The organism is Variovorax sp. CF079, assembly GCF_900101545.1.
GTDB lineage: Bacteria > Pseudomonadota > Gammaproteobacteria > Burkholderiales > Burkholderiaceae_C > Variovorax.
The window spans coordinates 219482-232352 of sequence record NZ_FMZU01000012.1 but is presented as its reverse complement, the minus strand read 5'-3'; the positions used below and the strand labels follow the sequence as shown (position 1 = coordinate 232352).

Here is a 12871-nt window from a genome sequence, read left to right as displayed (position 1 = left end):
AACACCATCGTGGCCAAGGAGTTCGACCTGCGCGGGGCCTTCCGCTTCCACGAGGAGTTCGCGGTGGCGGTGGAACTGCTCAACAAGGGGCTGGTCGACGTGAAGCCGCTGATCTCGGCGACCTTGTCCTACCGCGACTCGGCGCGCGCCTTCGCGCTGGCGGCCGATCGCTCGCAGGCCATGAAGGTGCTGCTGAACTTCGATTGATCAGGTCGCGCTGCGCCGATAGAAGGCCAGCGAGCCCGCCAACGCCAGCAGCGCGCCGCCGCAGCAGCGGTCCAGCCACAGCACCGCACGCTGCCGCAGCAGCTTGACGGCGCGCGCGCCGATCACGGCATAGGCCAGCATCACCGAGAAGTCGAGACCCGCGAACACGATGCTGATGGCGGCGTACTGCGGCCACTGGGCTGCAGCGGGATCGATGAATTGCGGCATCAGCGCCGAGCAGAAAAGATAGCCCTTGGGGTTGGTCACGGCCACCAGAAAGGACTTGGCGAAGATGGCGCGCGGCGTCGCGCCGCTCGGCACCTCGCCTTCCTGCCGCGAGAGGTCCAGCCCGCCCTGCGAGCGCAGCAGCCGGATGCCGAGCCACGCCAGGTAGGCCGCGCCCACCCACTTGAGCACCGAGAACCAGAACTCCGACGCCGCCAGCAAGGCGCCGAGACCGAGCGCCACCGCGCCCACGAGCACGAAGTCGGAAGCGACTGCGCCCAGCATGCCGGGCAGCGAGCGTCGCACGCCGAAACGCGAGCCGTTGGCGAGTGCGAGCAGCACGGTGGGGCCGGGCGTGGCGATGGCCACCAGCGCGACGAAAGCGAAGACGAGCAGGGTTGCGGTATTCATGCGGCGCAGCTTAGCCGAGGCGCGCGATCAAGGGCTTCTTTTGCAACTCTTCGTTGCAGGCTTCCGTCCTACATCTGCTGCGGCGCTTTTCCGAAGTTGGTGTTGCAACAAGGCTTCGTTAATTCGTTCTGTGGTCGAGCTCCCTGGCGAAGAGAAGGAGCCCGGCTTTTTCGGGAACAGGTATCTCATCCATGCACTGACTCGATCTCATCATGACTGCCCTCACCGCCAACTTCGTCCCCCCGCCCGGCCCCGTGTCTGCAGAAGCATTCGGGGGCTTGATCGACCTGTCGAGGGTGCTGCTGCACAGCGACCCGTCGACCACCGTGGTGTGCGAGACCTGCCGGACCATCAATCGGGATTCGGCCCTCTTCTGCAAAGGCTGCGCGGGCAAGCTGCCGGCCTTCTACGCGACGGGTGCCGTCGCGGACAACGCTTCGCACGCGCCGGGCATCGACGACGAGCGCACGCCTACCGTGCTGACGCTCGCGATCTCGGTGCTGGGCTTTACCGCGGCGCTGGCCACGATGCTCGCCTTGCTCGGCCTCTGGTACGGCGGCGGCACGACGGTGGAGCCGCCACCGGTTTCGACGGCCACCTCGCCCGCGGCCGTGACGCCGGTGGCTGCGCCCAGCGTGCTACCGGTCGCGCTACCGGCGATGGCTTCGAGCCTCCACGCCACCTCCTCGGGCGAGAACCCGAAGGCAGCGGTGTTCGTCGACGAGCGGCCGGCACCTCCCGCGACAAGCCCCGCGCTGAAGCGCGAGCCGCGCGCCCACGCCCAGACCGTGCGCAAGACTTCGGCGCTGCCGCCCGAACAGCGGGCGGCGAGCTTCCGGCGCTCCGCGCCGGGCCCGCTGGCATCGTGCGATGGACGCAACTTCATTGCGCATGCCGTCTGCGTCAACAACCGCTGCGCCCAGCCCGGCAGTGCCCACCACCCGCAGTGCAAGAAGCCGCTGAGCCAGCGCCGCCAGGACGAAGCGCGCCGCAATCTGTTTCTGGGCAATTGAGCCCCGCGGGCAAGGGGGCGGAAGGAACGACGGTGACCTTGCAGAAACTCAAACCGGCCCTGGCGCTGTGCGCAGCGAGCGCCATCCTGTCGCTGGCGGCGTGCAGCGACCAGGCGAGCCAGCAGAGCGCCGAAAGAAAAGTCGACTCCGCGGTGGAGCAGACGCAGGACGCGACCGTGGCCGCCGCGCGCAAGGCCGCCGAGCTGGCGGAGAAGGCGCGCGACAACACCAAGGCCTATTTCGAGTCGCCCGAGGTGAAGCGGGACGTCGCGGCGGCCAAGGATGCGCTGAAGAACGCCGGCGACGCGTTGACCGCCAAGACGGACGACGCCGCGATCACGGCCTCGGTCACGGCCGCGCTGGCGCGCGATCCCGAGCTGAGCGCCCGGCGCATCGACGTGCGCACCAACGCCGGCACGGTGCAGCTCGCCGGCCCAGCGCCGAGCACCGAAGCCAAGGCGCGGGCGGAGACCATCGCCCGCGCCGTGAAGGGCGTCAGCTCGGTCGACAACCGGCTCGAGGTGCCCGCGGCGAACTGAGGCCGCGCTCCTCGATCAGCTCCGGCTCTCGGCGTGCGCCGGTTTGCCGACCTGGATCGTCACTTCTTCGCCCTTGATGCGGGCCTGCACGGCACGCACCGCGTTGTTCACGCGCTCGCCGTAGTCGGCATCGGCCTGGCGGAAGTGGTTGACCGCGCGGTCGATGATGTCCTGGCGCGTCACGGCGCCCAAGCTGCCGGCGATGCTGGCGACCAGGCGGCTCTTGGCCGCCTCGTCCATCAGGCGGTAGAGGTCGCCGGCCTGCACGAAGTCGGTGTCCGCTGGGTGCTTCGTCCAGGCATGGCTGCCGGTCCAGCCGCGGATCTCGAGCGGCGCATACACCGGCTCGTTGCTTTGCTTGGGCGCATCGCTGAAGCTGTTGGGCTCATAGTTGGGACTGCGGCCGCCGTTGTCGTAGCGCATCGCGCCGTCGCGTCCGTAGTTGGCGGCCTTGGTCGCGTGCGGGCAGTTCACCGGCAGCTGCGTGTGGTTGATGCCCAGGCGGTAGCGCTGGGTATCGCCGTAGCTGAACAGACGGCCCTGCAGCATCTTGTCCGGCGAGGGGCCGATGCCCGGCACGAAGTTGGCGGGGTTGAAGGCGGCCTGCTCGATCTCGGCGAAGTAATTGTCGGGGTTGCGGTTGAGCGTGAGGGTGCCGATGTCGATCTTCGGATAGTCCTTGTGCGACCAGACCTTGGTCAGATCGAAGGGGTTGAAGCGGTAGTTCTGCGCCTCGGCCACTGGCATGAGCTGGACCTGCACCTTCCAGCTCGGGAACTCGCCGCGCTCGATGGAATGCAGGAGGTCGAGGTGGTGGTGGTTCGGGTTCTCGCCACCCACGCGCTGCGCCTCTTCGGCGGTGAAGCAGTCGATGCCCTGGCGGGTCTTGAAGTGGTACTTGACCCAGAAGGCCTCGCCCTTGGCATTGACCCACTGGAAGGTGTGCGAGCCGAAGCCGTCCATGTGGCGGTAGCTCTTCGGGATGCCGCGGTCGCCGAACAGCCAGGTGAACTGGTGCGTGGCCTCGGGCGAGTGCGAGAAGAAGTCCCAGGCGTTGTTGGGCTCCTGCACGTGGCTGTAGGGGTCGCGCTTCTGCGAGTGGATGAAGTCGGGGAACTTGAGCGGATCGCGGATGAAGAAGACGGGCGTGTTGTTGCCGACCAGGTCGTAGTTGCCCTCTTCCGTGTAGAACTTGAGCGCGAAGCCGCGCGGGTCGCGCACGGTGTCGGCCGAGCCGAGTTCGAGCGCCACGGTGGAGAAGCGGGCCAGCACCTCGGTCTTCTTGCCGACCTGGCCGAGGAAGCGGGCCTTGGTCCATTGGCTGAGGTCGGCCGTCACTTCGAAAGTGCCGAAGGCGCCCGATCCGCGCGCATGCACCACGCGCTCCGGAATGCGCTCGCGGTCGAAGCGCGCGAGCTTCTCGATCAGGTGGTGGTCCTGCATCAGCACCGGGCCGCTGGGGCCGGCGGTCTGCGACTGCTGGTTGTTCTCGACGGGGGCACCACTCTCGGTGGTGAGCTTGCGGGATTCGGTCAAGGGGCTTGTCCTTGTGCAGTGTTCAGGAGCCTTGCATTCTGGCCATGAACACCCCGCCCGTTGATGACATCCCCCTATCTCGGCGATAGAGCCGAACCCCCGGTTCGCCCTGAGCTTGTCGAAGGGCTCGCCCCGGCTTCGACCCTTCGGCCAAGCTCAGGACAGGCCAAGCTCGGCCCGAACGGTTTTTAGAGCATCAAGGCGACCGCGGCTTCCAGATGCTCGGAAGGCGCACGGCGGAAGCCCGAGCGCGCGAAGCGCTGCAGGCGGCCGACCACGAAGGCGGTGAGCGTCGAGGCGCGCACCTGCGCATCGACACTCGGCGTGGCCGAGCCATCGGCCGCCGCCGCGCCGCGCAGCGACTGGCGCAGGGTGGACTCGATCTTGTCGAAGAACTGGTTCATGCGGTTCTGCAGGCGCTCGTTCTCGTAGACCAGCGCATCGCCGACCATCACGCGGGTCATGCCCGGGTTCTTCTCCGCGAACTGCACCAGCATCGCGACGACGCGCGCGGCCTGCTCGTGACCCGGCGCCTCGCGCTCGGTGATCTGGTTGATCAGCGTGAACACGCTCTGCTCGATGAAATCGATCAGGCCCTCGAACATCTGGGCCTTGCTCGCGAAGTGGCGGTACAGCGCGGCTTCGCTCACGTCGAGCCGCGCCGCGAGCGCCGCGGTCGTCACCCGCTCGGCGCCAGGCTGTTCGAGCATGGCGGCCAGGGCCTGGAGGATCTGCACGCGCCGCTCGCCCGGCTTGGGGCGTTTGCGCGTCGGTACGGCCACCGGACCTGAACTGCTGTCTTCAGCGCGCGAGGCGCTTGTCTCATCGTTCTGCATGGGCGCGTGCAAAATGTAAAAAATTGATTCTCGCACAGCGCAGTGAGCGCGTGCCTACTGGGCATGCACTGTACGTCGCGCAGAATGGCTGGGCTTTTTTCACACAATCAGCGAAAGAAAAACGATGGGTTCGACGATTCTCGTGACCGGCGGGGCCGGCTTCATCGGCAGCCACACCTGCGTGGCACTGGCGGCGGCCGGCTACACGCCGCTGATTCTGGACAACCTCGGCAACAGCGACGCGCGCGTCGTCGACCGGCTCGCGCGCATCATCGGCACCGCGCCGCGCTTCATCGAAGGCGACGTGCGCGACCGCGCGCTGCTCGACAAGCTGTTTCGCGAACAGCCGATCGGCGGCGTGATCCATTTCGCAGGCCTGAAGGCGGTGGGCGACTCGGTCGCCGACCCGATCACCTATTACGACAACAACGTGCACGGCAGCTTCGTGCTGGCGGCAGCGATGCAGGCGGCGGGCGTGCGCACGCTGATCTTCTCGTCCTCGGCCACCGTCTATGGCGACCCCGACAGCTCGCCGATTCCCGAAAGCGCGGCGCTCAGGCCGGCCAATCCCTACGGCCACTCGAAGCGGATGGTCGAGCAGGCCCTGGCCGACCTGCAGCATGCGCACCCGGCCTGGCGCATCGCGCTGCTGCGCTATTTCAATCCGGTCGGCGCGCACGAGAGCGGCCTGATCGGCGAACACCCGCAGGGCAAGCCCAACAACCTGATGCCCTTCGTCTGCCAGGTGGCCGTGGGGCTGCGCGACAAGCTCGCGGTGCACGGCGGCGACTATCCGACGCCCGACGGCACCGGCGTGCGCGACTACGTGCACGTGATGGACCTGGCCGAAGGCCACGTGGCGGCGCTGCGCCATGCCGAGAAGAAGCCCGGCCTGGTCACGCTCAACCTCGGCACCGGCCAGGGCGCCTCGGTGCTGGAGGTGGTGAAGGCCTTCGAACGCGCCAGCGGCAAGACCATCGCCTACGAGATCGGCCCGCGCCGGCCGGGCGACGTGCCGGCCTACTGGGGCGACCCCTCGCTCGCGCAGGCCACGCTGGGCTGGCGCGCGCAGCGCGGGCTGGAGCAGATGTGCGCGGACAGCTGGCGCTGGCAGCAGGGGAATCCGAAGGGATACGCCTGAAGCAGCGCGCGCAGAGCTGTTTTCACCAAAAATTCCGGTTTTTCGGAATCATGTTGAAAACCCTTTGATGGCAGGTACTTAGGGTCGCTACCTGGCCCGAATCATGGTTCCGTAGGCCTGATCCGTGAGGATTTCCAGCAGCATCGCGTGGGGCACGCGCCCGTCGATGATGTGCACGGCATTGACGCCGCTCTTGGCGGCATCGAGCGCGCCTTCGATCTTCGGCAGCATGCCGCCGGAGATGGTGCCGTCGGCGAACAGGTCGTCGATCTCGCGCGCGCTCAGGTTGGTCAGGAGCTTGCCGTTCTTGTCGAGCACGCCGGGCGTGTTGGTGAGCAGCATGAGCTTCTCGGCCTTCAGCACGGTGGCGAGCTTGCCTGCCACGACGTCGGCATTGATGTTGTAGCTCTCGTTCTCCTCGCCGAAGCCGATCGGGCTCACGACCGGGATGAAGGCGTCGTCCTGCAGCGCGATGACCACGCTCGGGTCGATCGTGACGATGTCGCCGACCTGGCCGACGTCGTGATGCAGGTTGGGGTCGTTGCGGTCCGCCATCTTGAGCTTCTGCGCGCGGATCAGGCCGCCGTCGCGACCCGTGAGGCCCACCGCCTTGCCGCCGGCCTGGTTGATCAGGCCCACGATGTCCTGCTGCACCTCGCCGGCCAGCACCCACTCGACCACCTCCATGGTCTCGGAGTCGGTCACGCGCATGCCCTGGATGAAGTGGCCCTTCTTGCCGAGCCGGTTGAGCGCCGCCTCGATCTGCGGGCCACCGCCGTGCACCACCACCGGATTCATGCCGACCAGCTTGAGCAGCACCACGTCTTCGGCAAAGTCGGCCTGCAGCGCCGGGTCGGTCATGGCGTTGCCGCCGTACTTGATGACGATGGTCTTGCCGTGGAACTTGCGGATGTACGGCAGCGCCTGGGCCAGGATCTCGGCCTTGTCGCGCGGGGGGATGTTGAGGACGGGATCGGTCATGGTCGGCGGTGGAGTAGACGGATGCGGCGGATTGTGACGGAACTCAGGGCCGGAGCCAGCGCGGGACCTTGAAGCGAACGATCATCAGATAGGCCGCCACGTACGTGGCGATGAACAGCGCGCAGAAGGCCATCAGGATCGGCGTGTTGTTCCAGAACAGCACAGCCGGCACCACGGTCAGCGCCGCGAAGATCCACAGGTAGGGCGAGGTCCGGTTGTTGCGTGCCAGCAGCTGCCGGGCCTCGTCGTCCGCGAAGGCCACGCGGACGATGCGCCGGAAGATCAGCTGGTGGAAATGCAGCGCGTCGGCGTCGCCCGGCGACTGGCCGCGCGCCAGCTTGCGGTAGATGGAGAACACCGTCTCCCACACCGGGTAGATCAGGAGCAGCATGGGGAACCAGGGCGAAACGACGCGGTGCCGCTGCACCAGCGTCACCACGGCGATGGCGATCACCATGCCCCAGACGTAGGCGCCGCCGTCGCCGGCGAAGATCTTGCCGCGCGGGTAGTTCCACACCAGGAAGCCCGCCGTCGCGCCCACCAGGCAGATCACCATGGCGGCGAGCTGCCGGTCGCCGACCTGCAGCGCCACGTGCGAGACCGCGAGGCACACCAGCACGGCCACGGTACCGGCCAGGCCGTTGTAGCCGTCGATGATGTTGAAGGCATGCGGCAGGCCGCCGATGGCGAAGGCCGCGAACAGGATCGCCGCGTAGGGCCAAGCCTGCAGCCAGCCGTCAACTAAGCCGATGCCGGTGCGCGAGACGCCGAGGCCGAGCAGCCAGCACAGGAGCAGCGCCGAGCCGATGGTGAGGCCGAGCCGGTAGCGCACCGAGACCCGCTGGGTCAGGTCCTCGATGATGCCGCCCAGCACGGCCGGCGCGATACACAGCAGCGTGAAGGCGGAGGCCTTGAGCGGCCACGAGACGTTGAAGGGGTCCGAGCCGATGCCGGCCACCAGCCAGGCGGCGCCTGTGCCGAGGAAGATGCCGGCGCCGCCCAGCCGCGGCACGTGGCCCTTGTGGAAGCGCTGCGGCATGTCGGTGCCGTAGCGCCGCGCATGGCGGCGCGCCCGGCGCATGAAGAACAGCACCGAAATGGCGGAGACGAGAAAGCTGATGACGATCAGGGTAAGCATGGATGGAAATCGGGAACCCTAGAATCCCCGAGCGAAATTAGACCATGTCCACATACCCCTCCCCCTCGCCCGCCGTCACGGTCTCGATCGTGAGCCATGGTCAGCTCGAACTGGTGCGCCCGCTGCTCGAGCAGCTGGACCGCTTCAGCCGCGCACTCACGGCCAAGGTCGTGCTCACGCAGAACATCCCCGAGCCCGACCTGCTGGCGGGCGCCAGCTGGGGTTTCGAGATCGAACGCATCGAGAACGCGGTGCCCCTGGGCTTCGGCGCCAACCACAACCAGGCGTTCGATCGCTGCACTACGCCCTGGTTCCTGGTGCTCAATCCCGACATCCGCTTCGACCGCGACGTGCTGGCGCCGCTGATCGCGCAGGCGGCGCCCGACAGCGGCCTGCTCACCCCGCGCATCCTGGAGCCCGGCAAGAGCGAGCCGGAGCAGCACCGCGCGATCATCACGCCGCTGGAAATCCTGCGGCGCAAGCGGCCGGACTATGTGCGCCCGCTGGTGCCGGACTGGATTCCCGGCCTCTTCATGCTGTTTCGCAGCGAGGCCTACCGGCAGGTCGGCGGCTTCGACGAGCGTTTTTTCATGTACGGCGAAGACTTCGACATCTGCGCGCGCACGCGGCTTGCCGGCTGGAAGCTGCAGGTGGCCGAGGACCTGATGGCGCTGCACGATGCCCAGCGCGCCAGCCGAACGAGCCTGCGGCATCTGTACTGGCATGTGACGAGCCTGCTCAAGGTCTGGCTGTCGCGGCCCTTCTGGCGCTATCGGCGGATGCATCCGCCTCGTCCCTGAGCGGATGCCGGCTAGCGAGCCAGGCGCCGCAGGCTTCGCAGCCCGGGCAGCCGCGTCACGGCGGCGATGAGCCTCACCAGGGCGGGCGAATCGTGCTCGAGCAGGAAGGCGATCACGCGCATCTTGAGCTTGACCCGGCGGCTCACATAGGGATTGGAAAGCACGATCCCCACGTATTCCGTGAAACGGGCGCGCATCTCCTCCTGATGCTCGTGCCGCAGCTTGATGGCCTGGATCGCTTCGTCCACGAACACCTGGCCGAACCTCGGCACCAGATAGTCGCGCAGGTAGAAGCGGTTTCGCCGCGGCTCGTCGGGGAACATGGCCAGCAGCTTCTTGAAATATCTGAAACGGCTTCTGACCATGCGGATGCTGAAGGAGGTGCTCTCCGTGTGGATGCACCACACCGTCACGGCCCGATCGACAAAATGGTTGCTGTAGCCCTGGCGAAAGATCCGCAGGAACAGATCGTCGTCTTCATAGCCCATGAACTGCGGATCGAAGCCGCCCACGGCCTCGAAGGCCTCGCGGCTCACCAGCGCCGCCGAGGGCAGCACGAACATGTCTTCGCGCAGCAGCTCGAAGATATCGCGCTTCGGATGCGTCGAATGCTCCTTGACCACGCCGGTGCGGATGGTCTTGCCGTCGGCGTGCGCCTCGTAGACGTCGGCATAGACGAAGCCGAACAGCCGATCGCCGGCCGGGATGGCCGACACCAGCGTCTCGATGTGGTTGGGCAGGTAGAAATCGTCCTGATCCAGGAAGCAGAGATAGTCCGAAGTGGAAGCCGCGACGCCGGCATTGCGCGCCGAGCCCTGCCCGCCGTTTTCCTTGTCGACGATACGGAAGGGATAGCGCAGCGCCAGCGCATCCAGCGCGGCGCGCTCTTCGGGGCGCGAGCCGTCGTTGACGACGATCACCTCGGCGGCCGACACGGTCTGCTCGAACACGCTCTTCACCGAACGCTCGATGAAATCGGCGCCGTTGTAGAAGGGGATGACGACCGCGACGCTTGGCCATCGCGTGGGCTGATCGATCGGCGTGTCAGGCGAAGCATTCATGGGGTGCATTGTCTACACGGATTCAAACAGGTCGCGCACCACGCCGCGCACGCCGCGGCCGAACTTCTCGTAGCGGCCGGTCATGGCTTCGCGCAGCACCGGCAGGCAACGCGCGATGCGCGACGCCGGCAACGCCGCCCGAAAGCGCTGGTGGGTCACCTTGCCGCGCACCTTCTCGATGGTTTCGGGCGCCACGCGGTCGCCGAATTCGAGCAGCCTCGCCAGCAGGATCTCGGCCTTGATGGCGCGTTCGACGTGAATGCGCCCCCTGGAAGCCAGTGCCTTGCGGACCTTGCCGGCGAACGAATCGCGGCGCGCGCCGATCTGGTTGGCTTCGTGCTGGCGGTACTCGATCCAGGGCTGCTCGAGCATGTCGACCTGCCCGGTGGCCGCGGCGATGATGCCCAGCCATTCGTCGTGCACCCATTCGGACGGCAAGGGCATCGCCTGAGCGAGCAGGGAACGGCGGAAGACGGTGGTTGCGCCGGTCACCAGATTGCGGCGAAGGAAGACATCGAAGGCCCGCCCGCCATGGATGCGCTCGGCTTCGAAGGGCTGCACCTCCAGCGCGTGGAAGAGCGTCTGGCCCAGGTCTTCGCGGTTGGCGCCCACCAGGCGCGCATCCGTGTGCAGCAGGAGCAGCCCGGGCCGGGCCTCGAATTCCGACACCATGCGCGCGAGCCTTCCCGGCAGCCACACATCGTCCTGGTCGGAGAGCGCGATCAGTTCACCGGTGCAGGCTGCGATGGCCTGCTCGAAATTCTTCGTGACGCGCAAGGCTACGGCGTTCTGCAGCACGCGCATCGGCACCTCGAGCCCCGGGTGCTCGCGCTGGCACTCCTCGACGGCCGCGCGCACCACGGCGACGGAATCGTCACGAGATGCATCATCGGAGAGCACGATCTCGGCCGGCGGCGGGACCTGCAGGCAGATGCTGCGCACCTGCTCGCGCAGGAAACGTGCACCGTTGTGGGTGCACAGCGCGACGGAGACCCGGAGCGCGGGCGCGGCGATCTCGATCGCGTTCACGGCCGGGCCTCCGGGGTGTGGATGCGAAGCGGGGTGTCGAGCGGGGCAACGCGCGGCGGCCAGGCCAGGCCGAAGGTCTCGTTGTCGAGCGTGAGATTGGGGTTGTAGGCGGGGTCCGCCGCCAGCATGTCGCCCCAGCGCTGCCGCATGTAGGCCGCCTCTTTGTCCAGCCGCTCGCGCGCCTCGGCCTCGACGTCGGCGCCGCGCGTGGCCGACTCGTGGTGCAGCAGTTCGGCGTACGGCGTCCAGACGTTGCGATAGCCGGCCTGGCGCAGGCGCAGGCAAAAGTCGACGTCGTTGAAAGCCACGCCCAGGTTGACGTCGAGGCCGCCAAGCTGCTCGTAGAGGCTCTTGCGTACCACCAGGCAGGCGGCCGTCACGGCCGAGAAGGACTGGATCAGCCGGGCGCGGCCGCCGTGCCCGGGCTGCCAGTCCTCCAAGTGCTTGTGGGCATGGCCCGCGATGCCGCCGACCCCGAGCAACACGCCGGCATGCTGCACCGATTGATCAGGGAACAGCAGTTTCGCGCCTACCGCGCCGACACCGGGCTGCAGCGCCAGGGAAACCATCTCGCCCAGCCACTCGGGCGAGACGACCTCGATGTCGTTGTTGACCAGGGCCACGAGTTCGCCCCGCGCGCGGGCGACGGCGAGGTTGTTCAGCGCCGAATAGTTGAAAGGCCGATCGTCGCGGATCACGGTGAAGCCCGGTTGTGCGTCCAGGCTTGCGAAGTAGGCCAGCGCCTCGGGGTCATCCGACCCGTTGTCCACCAGCAGGATCTCGTAGTGCGGGTAGGCGGTCTTGTCGACGATGCTCTCGACGCATTGCCGCACCAGCGTCGCGGCATTGCGGGTCGGAATGATCAGCGACACCAGGGGCGGCGACTCAGGCAGCGCATAACGCACGCAGTAGCCCTCTGGGACTGCTTCCGCGGCGGCCCTCACGCCCACGCGCTGGAAATGCTCGTTCAACGCCCGCTCGGCAGCGAGCTTTGCATAGGGCTTGGCATCGGATGACTGCGCTGTGCTCTGTTCGTGCGCGCGCCAGTGGTAGAGCACGCGCGGCACGTGCCGTATCTGCGCGCTCTCCACGCGCTCCATGCATCGCAGCGCCAGGTCATAGTCCTGCGAGCCTTCGAAGCCTTCGCGAAATCCGCCTACCTCCTCGACCAGCCGTTTCTGGTAGGCACCGAGATGGGACAGCAGGTTGTGCGAACGGAAGAGGTCCAGGTTCCAGTCAGGCTTGAAATAGGGGCTACTGCGTCGCCCGGCAGCGTCGATCACGTCCTCATCCGAGTAGATCATGCGCGCATCGGGATGCTCGACGATCTCGCGCGCCATGCAATACAAGGCATGCGGCGACAGCAGGTCGTCGTGGTCGAGCAGGACGATCCATTCGCCCGAGCACAGCGCCAGCGCGGTGTTGGACGCGGCCGAGATGTGGCCGTTGCGCGTGCGGAATTCCACCTTGATCCTCGGATCGCTGCGTGCATACCGCTGGAGCAGGGAACGGACCTCTTCGCTGGTGGAGGCATCGTCGGCAATGCAGAGCTCCCAGGCCGGGTAGATCTGCGCGCGCACCGATTCGATCGCCTGGCGAAGCCAGGCCGGATGGCCGTTGTAGCTCGGCATGAGCACCGACACCAGTGGCCGCGAGGGCCAATCGGCGATCGCGCTCGACAGGGCCGCGCGCATGCCGCGCCCCGGCGTGTCGTAGGCCGCGATCCATTCGGTGTAGCTGCCACCCGGCCTGGGGCCCCGCAGGGCATGCAGGACGTGCACGGCGCGCCGCGCGCGCTCGACGAATCGCCGCAGGGGGGCGGTCACGCGCCAGCTGGTCGACTGCCGCATGGCATTCGCCTGCGCCAGGAGGGCCTTGTTCTGCGATTCGAGAGTGCTGATGCGGCGGCGGAACTGGGCGCCGTCCGGGCGGCCATCGGGCTGCGGCCGCACGT

Annotated in this window: 12 protein-coding genes and 1 pseudogene; 5 read left to right on the top strand and 8 right to left on the bottom strand. The window is 67.4% G+C overall.

Going from position 1 to position 12871, the window contains the following annotated elements; all coding sequences use genetic code 11:
- Positions 1–207 (top strand): annotated as a pseudogene (locus BLS74_RS17960) (L-idonate 5-dehydrogenase); the annotation flags it as partial.
- On the opposite strand, the gene BLS74_RS17955 reads toward BLS74_RS17960, so the two are convergent.
- The gene (locus BLS74_RS17955) at positions 208–843 is read right to left on the bottom strand and encodes a LysE family translocator (protein ID WP_093108490.1); all 636 of its coding nucleotides are present in this window, start codon (positions 841–843) and stop codon (positions 208–210) included.
- A gap of 212 nt (positions 844–1055) precedes the next feature.
- Between BLS74_RS17955 and BLS74_RS35115 the strand changes: the two genes are divergently transcribed.
- Positions 1056–1856 carry a hypothetical protein gene (locus tag BLS74_RS35115; protein ID WP_244503916.1) on the top strand — a complete coding sequence of 267 codons (801 nt, stop codon included), beginning with the start codon at positions 1056–1058 and terminating at the stop codon, positions 1854–1856.
- 32 nt (positions 1857–1888) lie between these two features.
- A complete protein-coding gene (locus BLS74_RS35110) occupies positions 1889–2395 on the top strand; it encodes a BON domain-containing protein (protein WP_244503915.1) in 507 nt (168 codons plus the stop codon).
- Between the two features lie 15 nt (positions 2396–2410).
- Here the strand turns inward: BLS74_RS35110 and BLS74_RS17945 are convergent, their stop codons facing one another.
- Both BLS74_RS17945 and slmA read right to left on the bottom strand, forming a co-directional pair.
- Entirely contained in the window at positions 2411–3931 is a 1521-nt protein-coding gene (locus BLS74_RS17945; protein ID WP_093108488.1) for a catalase, read from the bottom strand.
- Between the two features lie 188 nt (positions 3932–4119).
- Positions 4120–4767: a nucleoid occlusion factor SlmA gene (slmA, locus tag BLS74_RS17940; protein ID WP_093108487.1), complete on the bottom strand. Its 648-nt coding sequence runs from the start codon at positions 4765–4767 to the stop codon at positions 4120–4122.
- 124 nt (positions 4768–4891) lie between these two features.
- Here slmA and galE point away from each other — a divergent pair, with 124 nt between their 5' ends.
- Positions 4892–5908 (top strand): UDP-glucose 4-epimerase GalE, encoded by a 1017-nt coding sequence (gene galE, locus BLS74_RS17935; protein ID WP_093108486.1) that lies wholly within the window; start codon positions 4892–4894, stop codon positions 5906–5908.
- Between the two features lie 87 nt (positions 5909–5995).
- Here the strand turns inward: galE and argB are convergent, their stop codons facing one another.
- The gene (gene argB / locus BLS74_RS17930; protein WP_093108485.1) at positions 5996–6889 is read right to left on the bottom strand and encodes an acetylglutamate kinase; all 894 of its coding nucleotides are present in this window, start codon (positions 6887–6889) and stop codon (positions 5996–5998) included.
- A 43-nt stretch (positions 6890–6932) separates the two neighbouring features.
- Entirely contained in the window at positions 6933–8027 is a 1095-nt protein-coding gene (locus tag BLS74_RS17925) for an MraY family glycosyltransferase (protein ID WP_093108484.1), read from the bottom strand.
- A gap of 44 nt (positions 8028–8071) precedes the next feature.
- Between BLS74_RS17925 and BLS74_RS17920 the strand changes: the two genes are divergently transcribed.
- Complete coding sequence (locus BLS74_RS17920) at positions 8072–8827, top strand: glycosyltransferase (RefSeq protein WP_093108483.1); 756 nt, start codon at positions 8072–8074, stop codon at positions 8825–8827.
- 11 nt (positions 8828–8838) lie between these two features.
- On the opposite strand, the gene BLS74_RS17915 is transcribed toward BLS74_RS17920, so the two are convergent.
- Genes BLS74_RS17915 through BLS74_RS17905 form a run of 3 tightly spaced genes read right to left on the bottom strand, consistent with a single transcriptional unit; the run spans position 8839 to position 12611 of the window.
- Positions 8839–9888 (bottom strand): glycosyltransferase family 2 protein, encoded by a 1050-nt coding sequence (locus tag BLS74_RS17915; protein WP_093108482.1) that lies wholly within the window; start codon positions 9886–9888, stop codon positions 8839–8841.
- A 12-nt stretch (positions 9889–9900) separates the two neighbouring features.
- On the bottom strand, positions 9901–10917 hold the full coding sequence (locus tag BLS74_RS17910; RefSeq protein ID WP_244503914.1) for a glycosyltransferase family 2 protein: 1017 nt from the start codon (positions 10915–10917) through the stop codon (positions 9901–9903).
- Entirely contained in the window at positions 10914–12611 is a 1698-nt protein-coding gene (locus BLS74_RS17905) for a glycosyltransferase family 2 protein (RefSeq protein ID WP_244503921.1), read from the bottom strand. The genes BLS74_RS17910 and BLS74_RS17905 overlap by 4 nt, the downstream gene beginning before the upstream one ends.
- Between the last annotated feature and the right edge of the window lie 260 nt (positions 12612–12871).

Bases quoted from the DNA above. Each gene is read 5' to 3' on its own strand.
- galE (WP_093108486.1), top strand. From the start codon at position 4,892: ATGGGTTCGACGATTCTCGTGACCGGCGGGGCCGGCTTCATCGGCAGC.
- slmA (WP_093108487.1), bottom strand. From the start codon at position 4,767: ATGCAGAACGATGAGACAAGCGCCTCGCGCGCTGAAGACAGCAGTTCA.
- BLS74_RS17920 (WP_093108483.1), top strand. From the start codon at position 8,072: ATGTCCACATACCCCTCCCCCTCGCCCGCCGTCACGGTCTCGATCGTG.
- BLS74_RS17955 (WP_093108490.1), bottom strand. From the start codon at position 843: ATGAATACCGCAACCCTGCTCGTCTTCGCTTTCGTCGCGCTGGTGGCC.
- argB (WP_093108485.1), bottom strand. From the start codon at position 6,889: ATGACCGATCCCGTCCTCAACATCCCCCCGCGCGACAAGGCCGAGATC.
- BLS74_RS17915 (WP_093108482.1), bottom strand. From the start codon at position 9,888: ATGAATGCTTCGCCTGACACGCCGATCGATCAGCCCACGCGATGGCCA.
- BLS74_RS17925 (WP_093108484.1), bottom strand. From the start codon at position 8,027: ATGCTTACCCTGATCGTCATCAGCTTTCTCGTCTCCGCCATTTCGGTG.
- BLS74_RS35115 (WP_244503916.1), top strand. From the start codon at position 1,056: ATGACTGCCCTCACCGCCAACTTCGTCCCCCCGCCCGGCCCCGTGTCT.
- BLS74_RS17905 (WP_244503921.1), bottom strand. From the start codon at position 12,611: ATGCGCGCGGCCCTGTCGAGCGCGATCGCCGATTGGCCCTCGCGGCCA.